This window comes from Pseudoalteromonas sp. 2CM41L (assembly GCF_023161905.1).
Lineage (GTDB): Bacteria > Pseudomonadota > Gammaproteobacteria > Enterobacterales > Alteromonadaceae > Pseudoalteromonas > Pseudoalteromonas atlantica.
On record NZ_JALNTN010000001.1, the window covers coordinates 359081 to 384156 of the forward strand.

Annotated in this window: 21 protein-coding genes; 14 read left to right on the forward strand and 7 right to left on the reverse strand. The window is 40.5% G+C overall.

Features of this window, described 5'->3' with window-relative positions; genetic code table 11:
* Positions 1-147 precede the first annotated feature (147 nt).
* The 6 genes from MTF64_RS01570 to MTF64_RS01595 all read left to right on the forward strand — a co-directional run bounded on the left by MTF64_RS01570 (position 148) and on the right by MTF64_RS01595 (position 7166).
* Positions 148-1353, forward strand: coding sequence for an aspartate aminotransferase family protein (locus MTF64_RS01570; RefSeq protein ID WP_248450248.1), 1206 nt, complete (start codon positions 148-150; stop codon positions 1351-1353).
* A gap of 45 nt (positions 1354-1398) precedes the next feature.
* On the forward strand, positions 1399-2433 hold the full coding sequence (gene astA, locus MTF64_RS01575; protein WP_248450250.1) for an arginine N-succinyltransferase: 1035 nt from the start codon (positions 1399-1401) through the stop codon (positions 2431-2433).
* A 7-nt stretch (positions 2434-2440) separates the two neighbouring features.
* Positions 2441-3907 carry a succinylglutamate-semialdehyde dehydrogenase gene (gene astD, locus MTF64_RS01580; protein WP_248450252.1) on the forward strand — a complete coding sequence of 489 codons (1467 nt, stop codon included), beginning with the start codon at positions 2441-2443 and terminating at the stop codon, positions 3905-3907.
* A 27-nt stretch (positions 3908-3934) separates the two neighbouring features.
* Positions 3935-4738, forward strand: coding sequence for a DUF1338 domain-containing protein (locus MTF64_RS01585; protein ID WP_096042953.1), 804 nt, complete (start codon positions 3935-3937; stop codon positions 4736-4738).
* A gap of 56 nt (positions 4739-4794) precedes the next feature.
* The gene (locus MTF64_RS01590; protein WP_248450254.1) at positions 4795-5649 is read left to right on the forward strand and encodes a transporter substrate-binding domain-containing protein; all 855 of its coding nucleotides are present in this window, start codon (positions 4795-4797) and stop codon (positions 5647-5649) included.
* Positions 5650-5942: 293 nt separating this feature from the next.
* Positions 5943-7166 (forward strand): type III PLP-dependent enzyme, encoded by a 1224-nt coding sequence (locus MTF64_RS01595; RefSeq protein WP_248450256.1) that lies wholly within the window; start codon positions 5943-5945, stop codon positions 7164-7166.
* A 160-nt stretch (positions 7167-7326) separates the two neighbouring features.
* On the opposite strand, the gene MTF64_RS01600 is transcribed toward MTF64_RS01595, so the two are convergent.
* Entirely contained in the window at positions 7327-8607 is a 1281-nt protein-coding gene (locus tag MTF64_RS01600) for a flavohemoglobin expression-modulating QEGLA motif protein (RefSeq protein ID WP_248450258.1), read from the reverse strand.
* Between the two features lie 146 nt (positions 8608-8753).
* On the opposite strand from MTF64_RS01600, the gene MTF64_RS01605 reads away from it, so the two are divergent.
* The 7 genes from MTF64_RS01605 (at position 8754) to MTF64_RS01635 (ending at position 15524) form a co-directional block, all read left to right on the forward strand.
* A complete protein-coding gene (locus tag MTF64_RS01605; RefSeq protein ID WP_024031788.1) occupies positions 8754-9011 on the forward strand; it encodes a DUF3081 domain-containing protein in 258 nt (85 codons plus the stop codon).
* Positions 9011-9316 carry a hypothetical protein gene (locus MTF64_RS01610; protein ID WP_004586449.1) on the forward strand — a complete coding sequence of 102 codons (306 nt, stop codon included), beginning with the start codon at positions 9011-9013 and terminating at the stop codon, positions 9314-9316. Before MTF64_RS01605 ends, MTF64_RS01610 begins: the two co-directional genes overlap by 1 nt.
* A gap of 414 nt (positions 9317-9730) precedes the next feature.
* A complete protein-coding gene (betI, locus tag MTF64_RS01615) occupies positions 9731-10306 on the forward strand; it encodes a transcriptional regulator BetI (protein ID WP_024031790.1) in 576 nt (191 codons plus the stop codon).
* Position 10307: 1 nt separating this feature from the next.
* Positions 10308-11771 carry a betaine-aldehyde dehydrogenase gene (gene betB / locus MTF64_RS01620; protein WP_248443520.1) on the forward strand — a complete coding sequence of 488 codons (1464 nt, stop codon included), beginning with the start codon at positions 10308-10310 and terminating at the stop codon, positions 11769-11771.
* 10 nt (positions 11772-11781) lie between these two features.
* Entirely contained in the window at positions 11782-13449 is a 1668-nt protein-coding gene (gene betA / locus MTF64_RS01625) for a choline dehydrogenase (protein ID WP_096042949.1), read from the forward strand.
* A 146-nt stretch (positions 13450-13595) separates the two neighbouring features.
* Complete coding sequence (locus MTF64_RS01630; RefSeq protein ID WP_064387210.1) at positions 13596-14813, forward strand: BCCT family transporter; 1218 nt, start codon at positions 13596-13598, stop codon at positions 14811-14813.
* A 9-nt stretch (positions 14814-14822) separates the two neighbouring features.
* Entirely contained in the window at positions 14823-15524 is a 702-nt protein-coding gene (locus tag MTF64_RS01635) for a TorF family putative porin (RefSeq protein ID WP_054981895.1), read from the forward strand.
* Between the two features lie 178 nt (positions 15525-15702).
* On the opposite strand, the gene MTF64_RS01640 is transcribed toward MTF64_RS01635, so the two are convergent.
* From MTF64_RS01640 to fdxA, 3 genes are all read right to left on the reverse strand, one after another.
* Positions 15703-17610 carry a GGDEF domain-containing phosphodiesterase gene (locus tag MTF64_RS01640; RefSeq protein ID WP_248443518.1) on the reverse strand — a complete coding sequence of 636 codons (1908 nt, stop codon included), beginning with the start codon at positions 17608-17610 and terminating at the stop codon, positions 15703-15705.
* 223 nt (positions 17611-17833) lie between these two features.
* Positions 17834-20080, reverse strand: a complete 2247-nt coding sequence (locus MTF64_RS01645; protein WP_248450260.1) for a DUF5916 domain-containing protein — start codon at positions 20078-20080, stop codon at positions 17834-17836.
* Positions 20081-20220: 140 nt separating this feature from the next.
* On the reverse strand, positions 20221-20544 hold the full coding sequence (fdxA, locus tag MTF64_RS01650) for a ferredoxin FdxA (RefSeq protein ID WP_029774458.1): 324 nt from the start codon (positions 20542-20544) through the stop codon (positions 20221-20223).
* Positions 20545-20736: 192 nt separating this feature from the next.
* On the opposite strand from fdxA, the gene MTF64_RS01655 reads away from it, so the two are divergent.
* Positions 20737-22344, forward strand: a complete 1608-nt coding sequence (locus MTF64_RS01655; protein WP_024031796.1) for an NAD(P)/FAD-dependent oxidoreductase — start codon at positions 20737-20739, stop codon at positions 22342-22344.
* A 125-nt stretch (positions 22345-22469) separates the two neighbouring features.
* Here the strand turns inward: MTF64_RS01655 and MTF64_RS01660 are convergent, their stop codons facing one another.
* From MTF64_RS01660 to MTF64_RS01670, 3 genes are all read right to left on the reverse strand, one after another.
* The gene (locus MTF64_RS01660; RefSeq protein WP_248450262.1) at positions 22470-23771 is read right to left on the reverse strand and encodes a DEAD/DEAH box helicase; all 1302 of its coding nucleotides are present in this window, start codon (positions 23769-23771) and stop codon (positions 22470-22472) included.
* 68 nt (positions 23772-23839) lie between these two features.
* Positions 23840-24271, reverse strand: a complete 432-nt coding sequence (locus MTF64_RS01665) for an excinuclease ABC subunit A (RefSeq protein ID WP_248450264.1) — start codon at positions 24269-24271, stop codon at positions 23840-23842.
* 1 nt (position 24272) lies between these two features.
* Positions 24273-25076: a MipA/OmpV family protein gene (locus MTF64_RS01670; protein WP_248450266.1), complete on the reverse strand. Its 804-nt coding sequence runs from the start codon at positions 25074-25076 to the stop codon at positions 24273-24275.

Consider the following 25076-nt stretch of genomic DNA (forward strand, 5'->3'; position numbering starts at 1 on the left):
TAATCATTTTTCACAAAATAGCACTGCAAATTTAACCTGCAACCTTCGATAATAGTGCTTAATAACAAAAATTACCTAGCTGAGAAAACGCTAACGTTTTTATTTTGCTAATCTTTATTCAATATTCACAATTTTTAGGTGTACATAATGCAAGTAACAAGAGACTTATTTAACGATGTAATGGTGCCAAACTACAATCCGTCGGCAGTTATTCCAGTGCGCGGCGAAGGCTCACGTGTGTGGGATCAAAATAACAATGAGTTTATTGATTTTGCAGGCGGTATTGCTGTTAATTGTTTAGGCCACTGTCACCCAGCGCTTGTATCTGCTTTAAAAGACCAAGGCGAGAAAATTTGGCACTTATCAAATGTGATGACTAATGAGCCAGCCCTGCGTTTAGCACAAAAAATGGTTGAAGCGACATTTGCTGATAAAGTGTATTTTGCAAACTCAGGCGCAGAAGCCAACGAAGCGGCTCTTAAGCTTGCTCGTCGTTTTGCACTTGACGAACACGGCGAAGAAAAATCGCAAATTATTGCCTTTAATAAAGGGTTTCACGGCCGTACATTTTTTACTGTAACGGTGGGCGGACAAGCTGCTTACTCTGATGGCTTTGGCCCTAAACCTGGCGACATTATGCATTGTGATTATAACGACATTGCAGCATTTGAAGCACTTATTAGCGATAAAACATGTGCCGTAATGATGGAGCCACTACAAGGTGAAGGCGGCATTATTTCACCAACAGATGAATTTGCTAAAAAAGTACGCGAGTTATGTACCAAGCACAATGCACTGCTAATTTTTGATGAAGTACAAACAGGCGTTGGCCGCACTGGCGATTTATACGCTTACGAAGGTTTAGGTGTAGTGCCCGATATTTTAACGACAGCTAAAGCGTTAGGCGGTGGTTTTCCTATTGGCGCTATGATCACTCGTACTCATATCGCAGAGCACTTAAAAGTAGGTACGCATGGCTCTACGTACGGTGGTAACCCACTAGCTTGTGCAGTAGCAGAAGCTGCATTTGACACCGTAAACACACCGGATGTACTCAACGGCGTTAAAGAGCGTGAACAACTATTTCGCGATGGCTTAAGTGCAATTAACGAAAAATACAACGTATTTAGCGAAGTACGTGGTAAAGGTTTACTTATTGGTGCGGTATTAAACGATAAATTTGAAGGCCGCGCACGTGACTTTTTAGTTGCCAGTGCTAACAATGGTTTAATGAACCTTGTTGCAGGCATGAATGTTATTCGTTTTACCCCTTCTTTAGTTATTCCATTTGAAGATATTAAAGAAGGCCTAGCACGCTTTGAAAAAGCAGTAAGCGACGTAGTAAACGGCTAATTTAATTAAGCGCGCCTTAGGGCGCGCTGTTGGAGCAAGTAATAAATGCAAGTATTACGTCCTATTACCACTGAAGACTTTGCTGCACTTAAGCAAATTGCGATTGAATCGGGCCATGGGTTTACCTCACTTCCGGTGGACGATCAGCAATTAAAAGACAAAATAGACCGCGCCGAAAAAAGCTTTGCTAAAAATATCAATCAGCCACTCGATGAAAGCTACTTATTTGTTTTAGAAGATAGCGAAACAGGTGAGGTTATTGGCACAACTGCCATAGAAGCCGCTGTTGGCTTATCGGTGCCGCTTTATCATTACCATTTAGGTAAAACAGTACACCACTCGCCTACACTTAATGTTTATAACACCGTTGATATTTTAAGCATGTGTAACGATTACACCGGATGCTCTGAAATATGTACTTTGTTTTTGCGCGAAAACAGCCGTAAAGGCTTAACTGGGCGCTTTTTATCACGCTCACGCTTTTTATTTATGGCGCAGCACAGCGAGCGTTTTGCCGATACCGTGATTGCTGAAATGCGCGGCGTAAGTGACGAAGATGGTCATTCACCGTTTTGGCAGTGGCTGCAAGAGCACTTTTTTAGTATTGAGTTTCCCAAGGCCGATCATTTAGTAGGGCTTGGCGATAAAGTGTTTATTAGTGAGTTAATGCCTAAATACCCTATTTACGTCAATCTACTAAGTAAAAAAGCCCAAGCAGTGATTGGCAACGTGCATGAAAAAACTAAACCGGCACTTAAACTGCTCGAAAAAGAAGGTTTTGAGCACCGTGGCTACGTTGATTTGTTTGATGCAGGCCCAACGGTAGAAGCCAAGCTTGGTAATATTCGCAGTATTCGTGAATCTCAAGTTTGCCCTATTACTATTGGCGAGCTGGAACATATTAGCCAGCACAGCTCAGATACTTTAGCCGTTTGCAATCAAGGTGTAAGTCGGTTTAGAGCAACCTTTACCCAGCACGCCCATTATAACCACGCTAAACACACATTAGTAATAAGCCAAGAAGTGGCTGATGCCCTTAATTTATCCCAAGGAGATGCAGCGCGTTTTTTCCGCCTGTAAAACAAATATGAACACACACCTTATAAATAACCAATGGCATTCAGGCCAAGGCCCCGCTTTTAGCTCTGTTAATCCGAGTAACGGCAAAGTTGTATGGCAAGGTAATGGCGCAACAGCTGAGCAAGTAGATGCTGCAATCAATGCAGCTAGAGCCGCACAAGTACAATGGGCAGATACGCCTATTGAGTCGCGTATAACCATACTTGAAAACTTTGTAGCACAATTAAAAGAGCACAGCGAAGAATTTGCAGCCATTATAGCGCGCGAAACCGGCAAGCCTCTTTGGGAAACACGCACAGAAGTAGGCGCTATGACAGGTAAAGTGGCCATTTCGATTAAAGCGTACAACGAGCGTACCGGCACCACTGAAAACCCAATGCCGGGTGCTAAAGCCTTTATACGCCATAAACCACACGGCGTTGTGGCTATATTTGGCCCGTATAACTTTCCTGGGCATTTACCTAATGGCCATATTGTACCGGCTATTTTAGCGGGTAACACCGTGGTATTTAAACCGTCTGAACTAACTCCTCACGTTGCTGAATTTACTTTATCACTTTGGTTAAAAGCAGGCTTACCAGCAGGTGTTATTAACCTAGTGCAAGGTGAAGTAGAAACAGGTAAAGCTCTTGCTTCGCATCAAAACATAGACGGCTTATTTTTTACCGGCAGCTCAAACACCGGCCATTTATTACATAAACAGTTTGCAGGCCACCCAGGTAAAATATTAGCGCTTGAAATGGGCGGTAATAACCCATTAATCGTTAAAAATGTAGCCGATGTAAGCGCTGCAGTGCACGATATTATTCAATCGGGCTTTATTACTTCTGGCCAGCGCTGTACCTGTGCACGCCGCGTGTTTATTGAGAAATCGCTCAATGGCGATGCTATTTTAGAAAAACTGATTAGCGCAACTAAAAACATTGTTGTTGATGACAGCTTTGCAAGCGATCAACCATTTATGGGTGCCATGATCAGCGAAAAAGCCGCCTTAGGCATGGTTGCAGCGCAAAAAGAATTAGTTGCAAGTGGTGGCGAAATACTTGTTGAGCTTAAGCAGCTAAAAGCAGGCACTGGGTTTGTAAGCCCAGGTATTATTGATGTAACTAACATTACAAACATGGCCGATGAAGAACACTTTGGCCCGCTTATAAAAGTGTATCGCTACAACGACTTTGACAGCGCAATAGCAGAGGCTAATAACACCAGCTTTGGTTTATCAGCAGGCTTACTTGGCGATAACGAAGATGATTACAGCCACTTTTTAAAGCGCATTCGTGCCGGCATTGTCAACTGGAACCGCCCTATTACGGGTGCCTCTAGTGCAGCACCGTTTGGTGGCATAGGCGCAAGTGGTAACCACCGAGCCAGTGCGTATTATGCCGCTGATTATTGTGCCTACCCTGTAGCATCAGTTGAGGCCGATAAGGTAAACCTGCCACAAACTTTAGCGCCAGGCTTAGTAATTGAATAAGTGAATAACCCAATTTAAGGATTTAACATGCACACTAACGTAAATACATTATTTGAAAACCTATGGGATAACTATTTAGCCGTTACCCCCTCGGCAGATAAAATTCATGATTTATTAGGCTCAACGCAAAAAGATGACATTATTAACGACCATATAGCGCTGCGGACCTTTAATATTGAAAAAGTAGGCCTAGAAAAACTAGCCGCGCACTTTTTAGCACTTGGTTATACAGAGTGTGGTGAATACCACTTTGAAGCTAAAAAGCTCTATGCTAAACACTACGAGCATAGCGATCCTAAGCAACCTAAAGTATTTATTTCTGAGCTATTAGTTGAAAAGTGTTCACCAGAGTTACAAGCCATTGTGACAGATATGGTAGAGCAAATAGATGAAAACGCAGTAACTGCCGATAACTTTTTATACTCAGGTACCCATTGGCAAGTAAGTAGCGACACATACAAGCAGTTACTTGCTGAAAGTGAGTACGCAGCGTGGATGTCGGCATGGGGCTACCGTGCAAACCACTTTACTGTAAATATTAATATGCTTGCTAAGTTTGATAATATTCAGGATGTTAACCAAGCACTTAAAGACGCAGGCTTCGCCCTAAATACATCAGGCGGCGAAGTAAAAGGCTCACCAGAGGTATTATTAGAGCAATCATCAACCCTTGCAGATGAGTATGCTGTCACCTTTAGCGACGGCGAACTGCGCATCCCTAGCTGTTTTTATGAGTTTGCCATTAGATACCCTAAAGCCAATGGCGAGCTTTACACGGGGTTTGTTGCAGCCTCTGCTGATAAAATCTTTGAAAGCACTAACGCGCGTTAAAAATAAAACATGCCTTAATGTTTTAACTTAAAAAAAGCCCGTTTGGGCTTTTTTTTATGACAAAAATATTTAGAACATTTACACTAAGTTTTATGCCTGTATTTACTAAATTTTTGATTATCTTGCATGTACTGCTTATATCATCATTGAGCCATGCAAATGAACCACTTACATTACTCTCTAGAGCGAATGCGTCTACTGATGGCTTTTTAAACTCAGATAAAACGTTCGAAAGCCTGCTCAATCATACAATTAATACTAAATTGCAGTGGACCAACCAAGCTCGTTTAATCAAGCGGCTTATGGGTAATGAAGCAGTATGCAGCTACGATATAATAAAAACGCCCGAGCGTGAAAAACATATTTTGTTCTCAAATATACCAACTACTATTTACGAGCAACGAAAAATATACGCATTTAAACGCACCTTACAAAACTTTCCTGAACGAGTCTCTGTTGCTCAACTACTAGAAAAAGACTTTACCCTTGCCGTAGACTCAGGAACGAGTTATCAAAAACTTGAGCCTGTTTTAACAAAGTATAATGAGCAAATTGCAGCAATAAGCTCAGAAGATACCAGCTCTCAACTACCTCAACTTCTCATCCATAATAGAATAGACATGATTGTCGATTACGAGGTTAACGTACTTGGTGCACTCACCAGTGAGCAACTAAAACAAATAGATAGTCGTGAAATAGCTGAATTTCCAGAATTTGTTAATGGCTACTTTGCATGTAGTAAGTCAGAGCTTGGCGAAAAAGTAATAAAAACCATCAATATTTTAATGAACACCCCCGAAATTTACGAGCGCTTACAAAAAAGTTTACAACAAGCCTATAGTGCTGATACATCCAGCGCTATGATGCTTGCTTACTCTCAAGAGCACGTATACTTAACATCTGATGAGTAAAATCAATCGTCAAGATAAACTCAACAAATCAACATAAGCCACTGATTTTAATAACAAATAAATTATTTTGAATTTATTTAAAATTTTTATTGCGCTGGATAAAAACCTACATTATTATCTCGCCGCTTCTTGATGATAGCCAATCCGAGTACATTACAAACCCCGTTTGTAGCAAGGCGATAGAGCAACTATCCAAGAGTGAATTTGACTGTGCGTTTGCACTATTGATCTCACTCAACTGACTCGTGGATACACCATACCCGAGCAGTTGCTTAATTGACTCGGAAAATAAAATGGCTTTATCAACACAACTACAAGACACCGTAACTAAAGTACCTGCAGCAGCGGTTGCTGCAAATCAAGCAATTGATTGCGCGCAACCGAGTATTGCCCACATTGAACAACTTGCTTCACAATATGGCGCACCTCTAATGGTGCTTGACTGCGACGCTATACGTCGTCAATACCGTGCACTTAAACATGCACTGCCTGGCGTTGTGTTACATTTTGCTTTAAAGCCTTTACCGCATGCTGCTGTTGTGCGCACTTTGTTAGATGAAGGCGCAAGCTTTGATTTAGCAACCAGTGGCGAAGTTGACTTAGTAGCAAGCCAAGGCGTACCAAGCGAGCGTACAATTCACACGCACCCAATAAAGCGCGACAGTGACATTCGCGACGCACTTGCCTACGGCTGTACAGTGTTTGTGGTGGATAACATTAACGAGCTTGAAAAGTTTATTGCCTATAAAGATCAAGCCGAAATTTTAGTGCGTTTAAGCTTTCGTAATAAAGATGCATTTGCTGATTTATCTAAAAAGTTTGGCTGCAGCCCAGAGGCGGCAATCGACATTATTAGCCTTGCCCAGCAACTTGGTATTCGTATTAAAGGGTTATCGTTTCATGTTGGCTCGCAATCACCTAACCCAACTAAATACGTTGAAGCGATAAATGCATCTGCAAAAGTGGTTAAACAGGTGGCTGAGTTAGGCTTACCAGCTCTTAGTACACTCGATATTGGTGGTGGGTTTCCTGTGCCGTACAGCCCAGATGTGCTACCAATTGATGTATTTTGTGCGCCTATTAATATCGCGTTGGCACAATTACCAGAAACAATGCAAATTATTGCTGAACCTGGCCGTTTTATTGTAGCAAGTAGTGTAACCAGTGTTGCCTCTATAATGGGGCAAGCCACGCGCGAAGGTAAAACATGGTACTACTTAGATGATGGCGTTTATGGCTCTTTTAGCGGTTTAATGTTTGATGAAGCAGCCTACCCTATCGATAGTGCAAAACAAGATGGCGAGCGTTTTGAGTCGGTACTTGCAGGCCCAACATGCGACAGTATAGATGTAATAAGTGATTCAATTATGCTGCCAAAACTAAACAATGGCGATTTAATTATTAGCCGTATGATGGGTGCCTACACACTTGCTACAGCAACCGACTTTAACTTTTTTAAACGTGCTGAGGTCGTTGTATTAAACGAGCAAATGCACAGCCAAGTATTAACAGGTTAAGAAAATAAGTTCCTCGCTATAGGTACGCTGGCTTGTACCTATACATTTCAACGCAGTTGCTCATTCCAACTGCGTTTTTTTTATTGCATTAAATAACTGGGGCTTGTTTACCTTTTTGCTCAGCAAAGCAGGCTCTAATAAAAGCAACCTGCGCTACTAATTACAAAAATAGTGGTTTATAGTCGTTTTCTAACTGTTCAAACGATAAGTCACCTATAAATCTGCCAAAGCTTAGCCACGTTGCTAAACCTCGTAAATCTTTAAAATGTGGTGGTACAAATTTTGGGCTTTCTATTACACCTAAACTATGTAATTGCGATATAAGCCTAAAATCATCAATCGATATTTTTCCGACCAACAATAATGGCAGCTGATCAATGCGCCCAAGCTGTATAGCAACACGAATTAAGTTATATACCAGCACAAATCCTTTAATGTAAGCAATATCCTTAGTAAAAGGTAAGCCTGTTGCCGTGCTGCCTCTAAATACACGTTGTGCTAACGTATAGCTTTCATCTTTTGAAAGCCCTTGCGCTAAGTAGTCACGGTATATATCAACAAACTCTGCGCCATCAATCACTTTAGTAACTGCTTGAATACGATTTACTAACTTTGATAAACGCCTAGGCGTTGATTTAAGTGTAATTATTTCTGTTAAAACAGCTAAGCCTTCTTGAGTCACTGTTGAGCTTGGCGTCCCTTTACTTAAACAGGTTAAATAAGGCTGAGCTAGCCCGTTTTGCGTTGTACCTACGTGTATCCACCCTTCGTGCACTTCTAAAATATCAAGCTCACGCTGGGAGAATTTAACATCTTGATTTAGCTTAATGTTATTTGCACCTGCAGCAGCATCACTGACAATCCCATCGCTGAGCATAACCTCTACATTAATACCCACCATACTGCTATTTACTTGCTCAGACAGAATACGCACGGCATCACCTGCATTAATATTTTTAGGATCATCAGGCAAAATATCGGCTATTAATAAGTTTTGCAGTGGTTTTTCTAACATATTGGCAAGTTCGAACAGTGAAGGTTCACCCGCATGAAATAAATCCTTTGGGTGACCAAAAAGCTCTACCGACAAATCATGAAACTCAGGCGTTCCTCTATACTCAAGCATACTGAGCACCGTTTTATACTCACTACACATTTTACCCATGTATTGAGAAATAGGATTTAGCTGACCTAACTGGTTAATAATATTGCGGTGCAAGTTAGAAAACGCTTGGCGTAATTCGCTGGGGGCAAATCCTAAATCTCGTTGCTGGTAATAGGCGCTATCGATTAGCGGATTTTTTTGGCACTTTTGTCTAAAAAACGTCTCTTTGATTTGTTTATCCCAGTTAATGGCATCGAGTATTCTAATGGGTGTTTGTAAAGCAATTAATTGCTCTGACAGTTCGCGAGTTTTAAGGAGTAAAGCCTTGTCTATCATGGTGTAAGCTCAACAAAAAATGAGTCTTGAGCATAAGGTAAAACCAGTTAATAGCAAGATTATTTTAGCGCTTATTAGGCATTGTTTTTACGGTGATCGACCCTCATATATAAAACGTAATAGCTTTAAACAATAAAGGGTTAATGATGAAAAACGAACTCGATAACAAGCAGATCCTCTCTGTGTACGAACGTATTCAGCAGCGCGGTAAACAAAATGATATTGGTAAACATTATCAAGGTGTTACGGCTTACTCTGACATTGACGGCTACACTATTTACTTAGAAGGTAGCGGCGTATTATTGCGCTTTGGGTTTCATAATGCTTATCACCTAGATTATGAGCATGACAAACATAAAGACGACTTTTTAAAAAAACTATACAACATTGCTAATGAGGAATAATGCAGCCAAGACGCATTCGTAAACGCACCACAAACAAGCAAACCACCACGTTTATAAACCAGGTAATTACTGAGCTGCAAGCGCACCCAGAAAAGCTGGAGATAATCCGTCGAAACCTAAATGAATACCGCGAACAGACTCACCTTAAACGCGGTTTTTTGCTGGCTATTGAACGCTTTGACTGGGTGTTTGAGGCCAGTAACGATGTTAATTTTATATGCCAACAAATCTTAGCCGATGATTACATAGGTAATCGCCTTAGACGCTACCCGCTATTATTTAAAGGCGTTATTAATAGCGCCTAATTTACACGCCTTTTTTAACCTTAACGCCTCCTCTTATAACCATTACACACTGCTATTTTTTTAATTAGTACACTAATTAAACATGTAAAATGGTTTCGTTTGCTTATTTAAAATACCCTTCGTACTCTAACTATTACCATTCTAACGAATATTTATCTTTTTTATTACTCATACCCCGTAAACAAATCCTTACTATTTTTACCATTTAATAATTTAAACATAACTAATTGAATATATGAGATTTTATTAATCAAGATCTGCATGTGGCACTACTGCAAATTAACCCGTTTTTATTAATAATCTATCTACATCTTGGTATCTGGTTGTTTACTTGCGCCTTGAATTGTTAGAGCTATTACATTAAGCTTATCTTTATTGAACGTTCAATTAATAAAAATTATGCCTAAAATCGGAATGGAACCTGTCAGGCGTCAGCAGCTAATTGACGCGACCATTGAGTCAGTTGCACAGCGCGGTTTGCAAGGAACAACTATTAACACCATCAGTAAAAATGCGGGTTTATCATCTGGCATTATTAGCCATTACTTTGGTGGCAAGCAGGGGTTAATAGAGGCAACCGTTAGGTATTTGTTATCGAATTTAAAAAATGAATTAATTGAAAAGGTTGAGCCAACCACCAGCGCAATTGAGCGTTTGATGTTTATTGTTGAGGCCAACTTTGCACTTGTTCAACAGCGCAATGACACCACACGTACGTGGTTAAGTTTTTGGGCGCAGTCAATGCACGATCAAGAGCTGCACAGGCTGCAAAATGTAAACAGTAATCGCTTGCAAAGTAATTTAGCATTTTCTTTTAAGCAACTAATGCCCGTAAAGCAAGCAAAACAAGCTGCAGAACTTAGCGCCGCCATGATTGATGGCCTATGGTTAAGAGCAGTATTAAGTCAATCTGACGAAAACCAATTTAAACACAGTGAAACATTAGCAAAAAGCTATGTACATTCACTCATCAAGCAATATGGAGCCTAGCGTGACTACACCTGTCTATCAAAACTTTATTAACGGCCACTTCCTTGCAAACCAAAGTGGTGAAACTTTTGATGTAAAAAACCCAGCCACAGATGAAGTTATTTACTCGGTAGAAGTTGCCGACGAATTTATTCAAAACGCGGCTATCGAAAGTGCAAAACAAGGCTTTGCTCAATGGTCAAAAATGAGCCCAATAGAACGTAGCCGTATTTTATTAAAAGCGGTTGCTTTATTGCGTGAGCGTAATGATGAGCTTGCCTTAGTTGAAGTGCTTGATACAGGTAAACCAATGCAAGAAGCTAATTGCGTTGATATAGAAACAGGCGCAGATGTAATTGAATACTTTGCAGGCCTAGCACCAGCGCAAGTTGGCCAGCAGCAAATGGTTGGCGAAGACTTTTACTATACCCGCAAAGAGCCACTAGGCATTTGTGCTGGTATTGGTGCATGGAACTACCCGCTGCAAATTGCATGTTGGAAATCGGGCCCGGCCCTTGCCGCAGGTAATGCGTTTATTTTTAAACCTTCTGAAGAAACCCCTTTAGGTGCTATTAAACTAGCTGAAGTTTTTGTTGAAGCAGGCGTACCTGCTGGCGTATTTAACGTTGTGCAAGGTGCCGGTGATGTAGGTCAGTGGTTAACCTCTCACAGTGAAATAGACAAAGTGTCGTTCACTGGTGAAGTAGGCACAGGTAAAAAAGTAGTGGCAAGCGCTGCTGGTACATTAAAAGACGTAACAATGGAATTAGGTGGTAAATCACCTTTATTAGTGTTTGAAGATGCCAATATTGAGCAAGCAGTCAGTGCTGCCATGCTAGGTAACTTTTATACGCAAGGCGAAATTTGTACTAACTGTACCCGTATTTATGTTCATAAAAATGTATATCAACAATTTATTGATGAGCTTAAAACACGTACTGAGCAAAATATTATTGCCGGCGACCCACAAGATTTAAATACTAACTTTGGGGCATTAATTTCTAAAAAGCATCAAGAATTAGTAATGAGCTACATAGAAAGTGGCTTAGCCGAAGGTGCAACACTACTAACTGGCGGTACAACTCTTTCTCCTGAATCAGCGCCTAATGGCTACTTTGTAGCACCTACGGTATTTACCGATTGCAACGATGACATGACTATTGTTAAAGAAGAAATTTTTGGCCCAGTTATGAGCGTGCTTGTTTTTGAAGACGAAGACGATGTTATCGCCCGTGCAAATGGTACACACCTTGGCTTAGCTGCAGGCGTATTTACTAGCGATATTAAACGTGCGCACCGTGTTATTCACCAATTAGAAGCCGGTATTTGTTGGATTAATGCTTACGGTAATTCACCTGCTGAAATGCCTGTTGGTGGTTACAAGCAATCAGGTATTGGCCGTGAAAATGGCATAGAAACGCTTGATCATTACACGCAAACTAAGTCTATTTATGTGGGCATGGCCGACATAGAAAGCCCGTTTTAAGGTGGCAACTATGAGTAACACTTACGACTATATTATTGTTGGCGCCGGTTCTGCAGGTTGTGTACTTGCAAATCGCTTATCTGAAGATACAAACAATAAAGTGCTATTGTTAGAAACCGGTGGTAGCGATAAAAGTATATTTATAAAAATGCCAACTGCGCTCTCTATTCCTATGAATACAGATAAATACGCATGGCAATTTCACACTCAGCCAGAGCCGTATTTAGATAACCGAGAAATGCACTGCCCACGCGGTAAAGTGTTAGGCGGTTCGTCATCAATTAATGGCATGGTATATGTTCGCGGCCACGCGAAAGATTTTGACGAGTGGCAGCAACACGGTGCTAACGGCTGGGATTATCAGTCGTGCTTACCTTACTTTAAAAAAGCAGAAAGCTTTTATTTAGGTGAAAATGCGCACCGTGGTGGCACAGGCCCGCTTGGCGTTAATAACGGTAACGAAATGCAAAACCCGCTTTACACCACCTTTATAAAAGCAGGTGTAGAAGCAGGGTATGCACACACAGACGACTACAACGCAGCTCAGCAAGAAGGCTTTGGCCCGATGCACATGACTGTTAAAGACGGTGTGCGCAGTTCGGCCTCGCGCGAGTATTTAGACCCAGTAAAATCACGCAGTAATCTAACAGTTATTACAGGTGCTTTAGCACAAAAAGTGATTTTAGAAGGCAAAAAAGCCACAGGCATTGAGTACACAGTAAATGGCACTCTTAAAACGGCGCATGCGACTAAAGACGTTGTATTAAGTGCAGGTCCAATTGGCTCACCCCATATTTTACAGCTTTCGGGTATTGGCGATAAAGCCATACTTGAAGAAGCCGGTGTTGAGGTAAAGCATCACTTACCAGGCGTAGGTCAAAACTTACAAGATCATCTTGAGTTTTACTTTCAGTACAAGTGTAAACAACCTATTACCTTAAACGGTAAATTAGGTCTTATTTCAAAAGGCTTAATTGGCGCTAAATGGCTGCTGACCCGAAAAGGCTTAGGTGCAACCAATCACTTTGAGTCGTGTGCGTTTATTCGCTCAAAACCAGACGTTGAATGGCCAGATATTCAGTACCACTTTTTACCAGCGGCGATGCGCTACGACGGGCGCAGTGCATTTGCGGGTCATGGTTTTCAGGTGCATGTAGGTCATAACAAACCTAAAAGCCGTGGTAGTGTCACTATTCAATCAGCTAATCCTGAGCAACCGCCGAAAATTTTATTTAACTACTTGCAGCATAAAGACGATATTGAAGGCTTTAGAGCGTGTGTGCGCTTAACTCGCGACATTATTGAGCAAAGCGCATTTGATGACTACCGCGATGAAGAAATTCAACCAGGTAAGCACATTCAAACCGACGAAGAAATAGATGCCTTTGTACGCCAGGCAGTAGAAAGTGCCTATCACCCATCTTGTTCTTGCAAAATGGGCGAAGATGACATGGCCGTGGTTAATTCTAATACCCAAGTACACGGTATTGAAGGGCTGCGTGTTGTTGACTCGTCAATCTTCCCTACGGTGCCAAATGGCAACTTAAATGCCCCTACAATTATGGTTGCAGAAAAAGCAGCTGATCTAATTTTAGGTAAAACCCCACTTACACAGGCATCGGTAAACGTTGCCATGAGCAGTAATTGGCAAACAACGCAACGTAATAGCGAGATTTAATTAAGCCATAACGTGCCTAACACTATGTAGGGCACGTTCAACTTGCAGTGGCTCACGGCGTAAATTGGTTACGCGGTGTTTGTGCAAGTAATAAAACAAAAACGGAGAACTTATGAGTTACTTTTATTCATTTTGGGAGGGCGATAATGACTATATGGCTTAGTGCTGGCATTATATTTACGCTACTTGCTGTTATTACTATTTTATTTAAATGGGGTAACGTACGCGTAGTGGGCGTAACACCAGTGAGAACGTTTACCTTTATCGCAATCTTATTTACCTCAGGCCTAGACGTTGGCCTAATCATGTTTCCATTAACCGAATTTGCAGGTTATGCAGACATAAAAGCAAGCCCAGAATACGCGTTTGCAAACCCTCTGGCTATTGAGTTTGGCTACTGGGGATTCTTGATCTGGGGATTTTACTTTCTTACGTGCTTTTATTTCTGTGTAATAGAGCCCAAAGTTAAATTTTTCGAAATTTCATGGGTTAAGTTCATTAATAACGTGGTTATTATTGGCACATGTGCCTTTACGGCTTACCTACTGCTTTCTAACTTACCCTGGTACTTACCAGAGCTAGGCGATGGTTCGAGCGTTATACCTACCTTCTACTTTATTGTATTTGCAGCTATTTGCTTTGCTGTGTACTCAAGTACAGATATTAAATACGTGCGCTTTTTAAGTATTTCTACAACGTGGTTATTTATCGCATTAATTGCCTTTATGTGGGCAGGTGCCTTTGTCGTTGGAGACAGCGAAATGTCGGCATTTACCAATAACCTTGCTGAAATTGGTACTTACTTTGCCAATATAAATGAGTTTGTTTTACCGCTTAATGACTACCATGAATTTTATCTATTTTGGTGGTTTGCGTGGAGCATTATGATTGGCCAATTTACGTCTCGTTTTGTAGGCGGCCTTAAAACATACCAAGTATTAGGTGCAATGTTGATATTTCCATCTATTCCGATTGCGATTTGGTTTAGCGTACTTTATCACTACCACGAAATGGGTATTTCAACAGCGGGTATTAAAAACTTTGCCATGGTATTTGTTGGGATAGTGTTTGTTATTAATTCGCTTGATTCATTAATACGCTTATACACAGATAACCTTAACTTAACGGTTAAACGTTTAGGTAAAATGAACTATATGATACTCAATATTGTTGCCCTTTCGTTACTAACCCTATTGTTTAAGCTTGAGTTTTTACAAATTCAATGGGTTGGCGCGTTAGTAATTGCACTGTTTTTTGGTTGTGCTGCGTTTATTGGCTACAGCAAATTTAAAACGGTTAACAATATAGACAGTTCGCCAAAAGCAAACAAAATAGATTACACAAAAATAGAAACTGTACATTAGGGATCAACAATGAATAACAAACTAAAACAACTAGCAGTAGCGCTACCTTTCGCACTTTTATCAACTACAGTGTCAGCTAACTGGTCAACAACCATTACAGCAGCATCTGACTATACTTTTAACGGTGTAACTCAAACTGATAGCGACCCTGCAATTCAAGCAAGCCTTGATTACGCGTTCGACAGCGGTGTTTATGCGGGTGCATGGGCATCTAATGTAGATTTTGGTGATGACACTGATTTTGAACTTGATGCCTACCTAGGTAAATACGTGCAATTAACTGACACGGTTAGCGCTGATTACGGTATTGCTTATTACACATACCAAGGTAATAACAGCGATGGTAACTACGCCGAAGCCTACACAAAATTTGGCTATGCAAGTGAGTATGGTCAAACAGAGCTAAACTTTTGGTATAGCTGGGATTACTTTGGTACAGGCGCTGGCCATGTTATTTCTATGATTGCCCACACCTTTGAAATTGCCCCAAATCATGCCATTCGTGCAAGCTTTGATATTTCTAATTCGCTTGATGGCGAAAAATGGGCATGGGATGTAAACCAAAAGAAATCATACAAACATTACCGCCTAGCGTACCAAACTAGCTACGAAGGCTTTGGTATTGAGATTGCTGCTGAAGACACAAGCCTAGATTACGATTACGCTGATGAGCGTATAGTACTTGCTATATCACGCACATTCGATTTATAAATTTGTAGTTGTTAGATTCTACAAACAAAAATGCCACTTTTAAAAGTGGCATTTTTTTTACTAAATTTTAAGGCTTTAGCCCTAAAGAACTTAGTTTTATTTAGGGGCAATTTAATACCATAGCCTTAGCCTAAAACCCTACATAAGCTATTAAATTACCTATAATAATATACAGGCTCTAACTTTCTATTTCCCACGCGCTGGTGCCCGCTGCAGATAAGTTAGCCGTATTTTTACGTAAAACTTTATTACCCACATTGATAGAGGATTCTGGGCGACTAACCAAATAGCCTTGCACAGAGCTTACTCCCATGCGTTTTACAAGTTCAAACTGCTCGATTTCTTCTACGCCCTCTGCCACTATTTTAAGTCCTAACTTTTGACCTAATTCACTAATAGTATTAAGGATGTCATTGTACTTTGGACTTTTATCGGCTTGAGAGATAAACGAGCGATCTATTTTTATTACATCAATGGGCAAATCAGCCAATGTACTTAATGAACTAAAGCCAGTACCAAAATCGTCAATAGCAATCGTCACACCTTCTGCACGAAGCCGCTCAAGCTCTTCAATCATACTTTTACTGGCTTTAATAAACGTAGACTCTGTTATTTCTAGCATTAAAGAATGCGATGGCAGCCCTGTGTTTTTTAGGTTTTTCATTATCCAGTCATACACTGAGCGGTGTTTTAGTTGCACACCCGATACATTAACCGAAATTTTTACTTTGCGCATACCGGCATTATGCCATGCCGCCATTTGCCTACACGACTCATGCATAATCCAATCGCCGAGCTCTAAAATAAGGTTAGACTCTTCGGCAATAGGTATAAACTCCGCCGGTGAAATCATCCCTTCTATAGGGTGATCCCAGCGTGTAAGCGCTTCAAAATAATCTATCATGCAATCTTCTACATGCACGATAGGTTGAAAAGATAAGTAAAAGTCTTTACACGCAACCGCCAAACGCAGCTCTTCTAATAAATAGTGATAGCGGCGCATTTTATTACCCATCTCTGGGGAGTACACTTTAAAAATGCCTTTACCATCGCTTTTTGCACGGTACATTGCCACATCGGCCAATTGCAATAATGCTTGTGGTGTTGATGCGCTCTCTGGGTAGGCCGCTATACCAATACTGGCGCTAATTTTTATTATTTTATTACCTAGTACAAAGTCTTTTTCAAGTTCACTGAGTACGTGCTTAGCAATATCGACTACTTTATTATCGGTATCTACTGACTCAATAAAAATTGAAAATTCGTCACCGCCTAAACGAGATAAATTTTGCTCTAACTGATTCGCCTCGTTAATATTACTTAATTTATGATGGCGCAAAACGTTGGCTAGGCGCGTAGCAACCTGCACCAAAATTTCATCACCAAAGCTGTGGCCAAACGAGTCATTTACCTGTTTAAAGCCATCTAGGTCAATAAACAATAAGGCGCATTTAAGCTGCTCTTCGTCAGTAAAATTTATTTGCCTATCTATATGCTCAATATAAGCATGGCGGTCAATGAGCAAGGTTAGTTTATCTTGGCAGATACTTGTTTGTGTTTGCTTTAAATAATTAGCAACATGGGTATTTAAATTGTTTATTGACTGGCTTAAATTGCCCAGCCCTGACGGGTTGTCGTGTTGGGGTTGTAGGTTAAAGGCAACAAGCAATTGATTAGCGTTGTTATTCAGTTGTGCAATTTGATGCTGATAAGAGATTTTTTTACGCTCTTTACGAATAATTGTAAAGCCAACAAACAATACCATACACACCAATATAAAGTTTATTGGCGACGTTAGCGTCATTAAAATAAGCTTTGTTGCGTTTGCAGCGATAAATTCCGTGTCGGTAGTTTTAACTAACAAAAAATCGGCAGAAGGCTGGTGTATTAAATAGTGCCCATTGAGCATAGGGTTATACCAAGGCGCCATTTCGAGCGTGGTATCTACAATATCAAAGTGGCGTAAATCTATATCAGGGTTGAATAAATTAATGCGGTTAATCTGGTTTGTTAGTTCGATGTTTAAACAAAAGCAAAACAAGATAAATACAAAAAAAATGCTGCCTAAGGGTTTAAATTTATTCATCAACAAAATCCATCTAAATTACTTATCCTATAAACCCGTTACTAAAAGACGATTATATCGCCTGTTTTTAGTACTAAGCAAGCCATAGCACAGTCCTTATTCATTAAAATTTTTAGAACTGTACTCAAAAAGAATAAATTAATGCTTAATAATTAACTAATTATAGAGTGTGATGAATAAAAATAAACCACTTTGTTAAAGTTACATATTTTGGCCTAACAACTTATAGCTGCCATGCATAACTCACTTTTGTAAAAAATGTGCGTTGATCTCTTTCAACGTGTTTTAGAAAATCGTCTTGATAGCTTTTATCTGAGTAGCCTAAATAAAATAATGTTTGAGCATTAATTTTGTACGAGTAAACTAATTGGCTGCCATAGTCTTTATTAATGTGGCTAACTTGGTAGTAGTAGGCGTCTTTATTTCTATCAATGTCTTCAAATTGCAATATAAGCTTGAGCATAGCGCGCATGCTAAATTTATAATAAAGCCTAAAATCTAATAAGTTAGCAGTATAAACTCGCTCCCCTTCAGGGTTATCTAAAACGCTGTAGTTATGTGTAGCGTCTACTTGCCAATGATCGTTTATATCCCACGTAACTTGCGTTTGCGTAGCATACGAATCGCCAATTTGCTCATTGGCGTAATCAATGCGGCTGCCATACTCACCGTAAAACGAAAGCCATATATTATTTTTAGGTTTAAAGCCCGTATAAACAAAGCCAATATTTTGATTATAAAAAGCATCATTATAGTTTTCATAACGATGCAGTAAGCCAATTTCAAAAATAGACTGCTTTTGCCCTTTTAATGTTATAAACCCTTGGTATTCTTCTTCAAGTAGGTCGCCATTTTGCGCCCATGTTTTATCCCAATCAGCCTCATAAGACCATGACGTTAATAAGCCAGATTCATCTGCATACCAGGTTTGTCCGCCCCCAAAGCCTACGTTCTCATAATCTACTTTTTCTTGATAACCTAAGTCAGTGCGATAGTCTTTACCTATGTTTTCGTAGCTGGCAAACAAATTGTAGTCACGTTTATCACGGGTAAACTCTATAGCGTACGCTTCATCAGATTGAATTTTAGATAAGTTATAGTTACTTGTTAAAAAATCAGAGTTTTTAGAATCTGTTGTAGCTACCTGGTAGGTCAGTAGATCTGATTGATTAAACCAATAGCTGCCATCGACAGAAAGCACTGTATTGTAGTAGTCATCGCTTTCGCGGTGAGTCGTACTTAGCCCTATAGTGCCTTGTTGGCCAATATCGTATTGATAACGCGCCGCTGCTGCATGGGTTTTATCCTCTAAAATTGCAAAACCAGAGCCTTGATTTGTTGGCAGTAAAATATTGCTATTATTGTCATCGGCATACATAAATGCATAGCTATGTTGCCCTGTTTTACCTGTTAATTTTGCCCCTACTTCAGGCTCTGCAATAGTGCGGGTATACAATAGTTCAAATAAACTGCTTTTAAAGTAGGATGCGCCGTCTAAAAAAAATGGTCGTTTTTCTGCATAATAAATTGAGTACGTGGTATTTACATCAAGGGCTAACGCATCACTTTCTATTTGCGAAAAATCTGGGTTTATAGTGGCATTAATTACCGCATCTTGTGTAACCCCCCAGCGTAAATCAAGGCCAGCCCCGGTGTCTATATCACCATTATCCCACTGCCCTGGCAAGGTAGCTTTTGAATCATTTCTGAGCGCCGTAAGTGTGGGCGTTAGTTGCAGATTTTTGCTGGCTTTTATATTTTTAAAGCCATTTAATTTATCAAACTGACATAAACTGCATTTTATATCTCGGTCAAACCCCATATTTGAAAGCTGATACAGTACATCACGTTGGTAATTTCGCATAAGGGCAAAGCCCCATGTTAAATCTGTTTTATTTTCAGGAAATCTTAGCGCTTTAAAAGGTATACGCATTTCAACAACAAACCCTTGGTCGGTAATTTGCCCTGCGCTATCCCATATTGCATCCCAAGACGGGTCTGATTGCCAGCCATCGGTGTCGCTCATCCGCGTATCACCTTGCGCACCCAATGGATTTACATAAAATTCGTAAGCTGAACGTTCGTCGTTAAAAGTGTCAATAATTAAAATAACCGTATCATCTTGCCAAAGCGTATCTCTGTCACGTAGAGAAGCTGTAATTTCGCTCGGCTGTGGATCTTCGGCTACAAAAGCAACATATAAGTTGCTGCCATCTTCATACATGTAAGCATCAGTTTTAACCGGTGGGGCGCCCTTTTCGTTAGGCTCATCTTGAAATGCTATAGGAACTAAAGTGGCATTTTGCCAGTGGGGCTCATCAAGTACGCCATCTACAGTAATATCTGCATTTATATGTACAAGAGAATGCTGCTGTTTTTCACTGGCGTAAAGGTGGTTAGAAAATAAAAGTGCTAATAAGAAGGGGAATAAAGCACTGCATTGTTTTTTTATAATTATTAAGTACTGCATAAACATCCATTTAGACGTGTTTACCCTTAAAAGGTAAACTTATTTATGCAGTGTAATTTAAGTCAGTACATTTGTTAATAGTTTGATACTAAAAACAATAGCTTTTTTAACTAATTAATATTAAAGGCTTAATTTAAAAGCTAGGTTTCAATTAATTTAAGCTTATTAGCCACACCATTCCAACTATCGGCATCAGCAGGCGCTGGTTTTACCTCAACAATGCGTGGCCACACCAATGCAAGCTCAGCATTAAGCTCGGTAAACTCTTTTTGGTCTTCCGGCAGCTCGTCTTCTTGGTAAATTGCTTCAGCTGGGCACTCTGGTACGCATAATCCACAATCTATGCAATCAATAGGGCTTATTGCTAAAAAGTTAGGGCCTTCGTAAAAGGCATCTGCAGGGCACACCGCCACACAATCTGTGTATTTACACTTAATACAGTTTTCGGTGACCACAAACGCCATAATAGTTTAAACCTAGTAATTAATTATCTAAAGCGAGGATCATACCCAACCCCATTAAAAACACAATAAATATGTGCCATCTGCGGTCAATTTAACGTAATATATGCGCCCTTAATGTATAGCCATTACGTGCCCTATACTTCTTATTGTGAGCGGATACTATTACCGCTAAGACACCTAAAAGAGATAACAATGATACGTTTAACCGAAATAAAGCTGCCGCTTGATCATAATGAAGACGCTATAGGCCAAGCCATAGTTGATAAACTAAAAATACAGCCAGCGCAGCTACACAGCTACAATGTGTTTAAACGTGGGTACGATGCACGTAAAAAAACGGCTATTTTACTTATTTATACCCTCGATATTGAAGTAGATAACGAAGAAGCGCTGTTAAACGCATTTGCTAAAGATCAGCACGTAAAACCAGCCCCCGATACCTCATACAAATTTGTTGCCCACGCCCCCGCTAACCTTACTGAGCGCCCTGTAGTAATTGGCTTTGGCCCGTGTGGATTATTTGCGGGCTTAGTGCTGGCTCAAATGGGTTTTAACCCTATTATTTTAGAGCGCGGTAAAGAAGTACGCGAACGCACCAAAGACACCTTTGGCTTTTGGCGTAAACGTACCCTTAATACAGAGTCTAATGTGCAGTTTGGCGAGGGTGGCGCAGGTACATTTTCAGACGGTAAACTATACAGCCAAGTGAAAGATCCAAAACATTACGGGCGTAAAGTTATCACCGAATTTGTAGAAGCCGGCGCACCAGATGAAATTTTATACGTAAGTAAGCCACACATTGGTACGTTTAAACTTGTTACTATGATTGAAAAAATGCGCGCACGTATTATTGAACTTGGCGGCGAAATCCGCTTTAGCACCCGCGTAGACGACATTCATATAGATGATGGACAAGTAACTGGCTTAACGCTTTCAAACGGTGAAAAGCTCAATACCCGCCATGTAGTACTTGCTGTGGGACATAGCGCCCGTGATACCTTTAAAATGATCCACGATAAAGGCATTTATGTAGAAGCTAAACCGTTTTCTGTGGGCTTTAGAATCGAGCACAAGCAATCGATGATTGATGAGTGTCGTTTTGGGCCTAACGCGGGTAACCCCATTTTAGGCTCTGCTGATTATAAACTCGTTCACCATTGTGATAATGGCCGCACAGTTTACAGCTTTTGTATGTGCCCAGGAGGGACTGTTGTAGCCGCCACCTCTGAAGAAGGCCGCGTAGTAACAAACGGTATGAGCCAATACTCTCGTAGTGAGCGCAATGCAAATAGTGCCATTGTAGTAGGTATTACACCTGAAAAAGACTTCCCTGGTCACCCGCTTGCCGGCATTGATTTGCAACGTAAACTAGAAGAGCAAGCCTATGCATTAGGCGGTAGCAACTACGATGCACCAGCACAGTTAATTGGCGACTTTTTAAAAGGAAAAGCATCGGGCGATTTAGGTGATGTACAACCGTCGTTTACACCAGGAATAAAACTCACCGATTTAGCAAATGTACTCCCGCAGTTTGCTATCGATGCGATACGCGAAGCCATACCTGCATTTAATAAGCAGATTCGTGGCTTTTCTACAAACGACGGTTTATTAACAGGGGTAGAAACCCGTACATCATCACCTATTAGTATCAAACGCGATAAAAGCTTCCAAAGCATAAATACTAAAGGTTTATACCCAGCGGGTGAAGGCGCAGGTTACGCAGGTGGTATTTTATCTGCAGGCATTGATGGTATTAAAGCGGCTGAAGCAGTTGCACTCTCAATGTTAGAAAACGCTTAACCCTTTTAAGTTATTAATCAAAAACCTCACTTAGTGAGGTTTTTTTGTTTAAACCTTGAGCTAAATTGAGGCACAAAAAAACCTGAGTAAACCTCAGGTTTTTAAAAGCGCTACACTTTGTAAGCTTACTTTTTAAGGGTAAGCTTGGCGCCTTTTAAGCTTTTACGCACATTTGAAATACGTGAGCGATTTACCGCACGTGCTTCGCCTGTTGCTTGGCCTGTTGGCTTATTCGTACGGCTACGACGTAAATGCGCTGGTTTTTTACCTATTTTATCAATAAGTACTTCACGGCTACTTACTTCATAACCCTCTAAGTAAACACGCTTGATTTTTTGGCCAATTAACGACTCTATTTCAAACAAGGTGTTTTCTTCTTCGCGGCTTACAAACGAAATTGCTTGGCCTTGATTACCAGCACGACCTGTACGGCCAATGCGGTGTACGTAATCTTCTGCAAGCCATGGTAAATCAATATTAATTACTCGTGGTAGGCCTTCAATATCAATACCACGCGCTGCAACTTCGGTAGCCACTAAAACACGTACTTTGCCTTCTTTAAATTCACGAAGTGCACGTCGGCGGTTACCTTGCGATTTATCACCATGACATACAGTGGCAGGAATACCATCAAGGTTAAGCTCTTTAACCAGCTCGTCCGCCGTTTCTTTCATGTTTACAAACACAAGTACCTGTTGCCAATTCTTTTTACCAATCAGCTCAGAAAGCAGCTCTTGCTTACGACGCTCTTCAACTGGGTACACAACATGCTGTACCGTACTTGCAGTACTATTAGTTTGATCTACGCGAACAATTTCAGGCTGTTTTAATACTCTTGCTGCAAACTGCTTAATAGCCGCTGGAAAAGTGGCTGAGAAAAGTAAAATTTGGCGCTGCTCGTCACAACTTTTAATAACACTTTGCATATCTTCAATAAAACCCATATCAAGCATACGGTCAGCTTCATCAAGTACTAAGTGTTTTACGCTTGCTAGGCTTAAATTACCTAAACGAATATGATCAAGTAAACGCCCTGGGGTTGCAACTACAACATCTACGCCGTCTTTAAGTGCATTTGCTTGGCCTGCGGTATTAACACCGCCAAATAGGCTCACTACTTTTAAAGCGGTATATTTTGCATAGGCTTTAAAGTTATTTGCTATTTGCTCTGCAAGCTCACGAGTTGGCGCAAGCACTAACGCGTGCGGAGCATTGCTTGTGCTTAGCTCAGATTCAGTTAATTTTTGGATGATAGGTAAAGCAAACGCAGCCGTTTTACCTGTGCCTGTTTGGGCACTTGCTAAAACGTCTTTACCTTTACGAACAGCCGGAATAGCTGAACGCTGAATGGGCGTAAGGGTGTGGTAATTAAGTTCGTCTAACGCCTGAATAAGTTCAGGGGAAAAACTAAAAGATTTAAAATTCATGCTGTATAACCTGCGGCCACATTTATCAAGGGTCGCAAATTATACAGCAAAAATGAGTCAACAGTTAGTTATAACTTAACTAAAGTGCCTTTTAATGCAACGCCAGCGATAATTGTACCAGCACCGCATTCATATTCCGTGCTACTTACAAACTTACGCTTTTTATAATATGATTGAATATTTACAACTGCGTTCATGCCTTCTTTTATGGCACGCTCTTGTAGTGCTTTTAAAGCACTAAGCATGACCCACTCGCACGCTTCACGATCACTTTTATTAAACGCGTTAGTTTTTTTATTAGTGATCACTTCACCGTATTTACTGCTCTCACTACCGTAGCTTTGATCAGCAAAGTAAAGAGGTACATCTAATAGCGCACTTTTGGCTTTACTGGTTTCTAGCAGTGATTGAATAGGATATTTATCTATATCATCACGTGCTTCAACCGCACTCACTGTTAACAAAGATGTAGCTAATAATAAGCTTGTCATTAATTTCATTTTATATTCCTTCTTTTGTATAGAACTTCCATGCAACTCCAAAACCAAACGAGATATTACTATCGTGTTTCACTAAGGGACTACGTTGCTGTTTGCTTTGGGCTAAGTGGTGATATTTAATAAAGCCACCTAGCCAATATTTTTTACTATCTAAATTAAGCCCCAGCGAAATATCGGCGCCCGAATACCCCGACTGAGTATTAAACTTTGAACGTGAATCATGCGTATCTGATGCTGATATACTATAATAATAATTCAAGTAACGACCGTCGGCAAAATTGGCATTTGCTCTTACACTAGTGGTAATTACATAAGTTGGGGCAATAAACACCGGGCTTTCATAGTAGATGCTCGGCCCATAACGCCAACCGACGTTAGTCACTGAGCTAAAATCAGTTGCCATAGCTTTACGGGTGAATAAGCCAATATAAAATTGTTCTGCCGCTTGGGGATCACCTTTAAAGTAATAATTTAGCGAAGGTCCAAGTTCAAACACCCAATCTAAATCATCCATGCCTTCTCGAGCTTGGTTATCTGCGCTGTCAACGGCTAAACTAACTCCAGCAGATATATCTAGGTGTACATTATCAAAATGCCATAAGTAACCAGTAAAGCTATTGCGGTCCACATCTAACTCATCACTTTGATAACGAACATAAGGCACAGGCATTATGTATTGCTCACTTTGATCTGATCCTAGATAGTGGGGGATATCAGCCACAAACACACCACCGCCTATTTCTAATTTAGATGTAGCAAAACTCAATGGGCTAAATAAGCACAAAACTAACACTAACCAAGGCAT